This window comes from Kitasatospora sp. NPDC093558 (assembly GCF_040683475.1).
Lineage (GTDB): Bacteria > Actinomycetota > Actinomycetes > Streptomycetales > Streptomycetaceae > Kitasatospora.
In genome coordinates this window covers 1-1387 of the sequence record NZ_JBFBDY010001183.1, presented here as the reverse complement: position 1 = coordinate 1387, position 1387 = coordinate 1, and the positions used below count along the sequence as shown (strand labels likewise).

Annotated in this window: 1 protein-coding gene and 1 pseudogene; both read left to right on the top strand. The window is 74.3% G+C overall.

Annotation, left to right across the window (positions count from 1 at the left end; all coding sequences use genetic code 11):
- The first annotated feature begins 160 nt into the window (after window positions 1-160).
- Window positions 161-1057, top strand: a complete 897-nt coding sequence (locus tag AB0O00_RS39595) for a glutaminase (RefSeq protein WP_363659512.1) — start codon at window positions 161-163, stop codon at window positions 1055-1057.
- Window positions 1058-1114: 57 nt separating this feature from the next.
- Window positions 1115-1387: pseudogene (locus AB0O00_RS39590) on the top strand (hypothetical protein); the annotation flags it as partial.

The window sequence follows — 1387 nt, the reverse complement described above, 5'->3', positions numbered from 1 at the left end:
GCCCCGGCGTCGCCCGGCAGGCGGGATTCCGAAGACAGGCCCCTGGGGCCCCGGCGGCGGGGAGGGTCCGTGAGCAGGGATAATCGGGGCCGAAACGCGCGTATGTGGAGGAACAGCGGTGAACGGTGTGCCCGTCGGGGAGAGCCTGGACTATCGGGGGCTGCTGGAGGCGGCGGAGATCGCCGCGCGGGCGACGACGGGTCAGGGCCGGGTCGCGGACTACATCCCGGCGCTGGCGGCGGCCGATCCGGAGGCGTTCGGGATGGCCGTCGCGACGGTGGACGGGGAGCTGTTCGGCGTCGGGGACTGGGAGAGCCCGTTCTCGATCCAGAGCGTCTCGAAGCTGTTCAGCCTGCTGCTGGCGCTGTCGTACGGCGGGGACGGGCTGTGGCGCGGGGTGGGGCGCGAACCGTCGGGCAACCCGTTCAACTCGCTGGTGCAGCTGGAGACGGAGCACGGGATCCCGCGCAACCCGTTCATCAACGCGGGCGCGCTCGTGGTCACCGACCGGCTGCAGAGCCTGACCGGCGACGCGGCCGGGGCGGTGCGCGAGTTCCTGCGCCGCGAGGCGGGCAACCCGCTGCTGGACACCGATCCGGTCGTGGCCGTGTCGGAGGCCGAGCACGGCCACCGCAACGCCGCGCTGGCGCACTTCATCGCGAGCCACGGCAACCTGGAGAACCCGGTCGAGGACGTGCTCGACCACTACTACGCGCACTGCGCCATCGCGGCCAGCTGCCGGGACCTCGTGCTGGCGGGCTCCGTCCTGGCCAGGTACGGTCTGCGGGCGGACGGCTCGCGGATGATGTCGCGCAGCGAGGCGAAGCGCGTCAACGCGGTGCTGCTGACCTGCGGGACGTACGACGCGGCGGGCGAGTTCGCGTTCCGGGTCGGGCTGCCGGGCAAGAGCGGCGTGGGCGGGGGCATCCTCGCGATACTGCCGGGGCGGGCGGCGGTGTGCGCGTGGGGGCCGCGGCTGGACCAGGCGGGCAACTCGGTGGCGGCGGTGGCCGCGCTGGACGCGCTGACGACGCTGTCGGGCTGCTCCATCTTCTGACGCGGTCTCCTGACGGTTCGTCGGACAGCGCGTCGGCGGCCGTCGTAAGGTCGGCCCATGGCTTCCGACGCTTACCCCGCCTCCCTCGCCACCGGCCAGCGCTCGCTGGGCGATCCGGCGCTCGGCTACCCGCTGCTGCCGCCGCTGACGGCGGGCTGTCCGAGGACGAGCACGGCGGAGGTCTCGTACCCGGCCGAGGTCGACTACGCCTACGGCGAGGTGGACGCCGAGGCCCTGTTCGGCCCGTCGGCGCGGTACGACGGGCCGGCCGGGCTGGAGCGCTGGGCGCCGCTGCTGCCGCCGCTGCTCGCGCCGGGCCTCGGCGAGGGC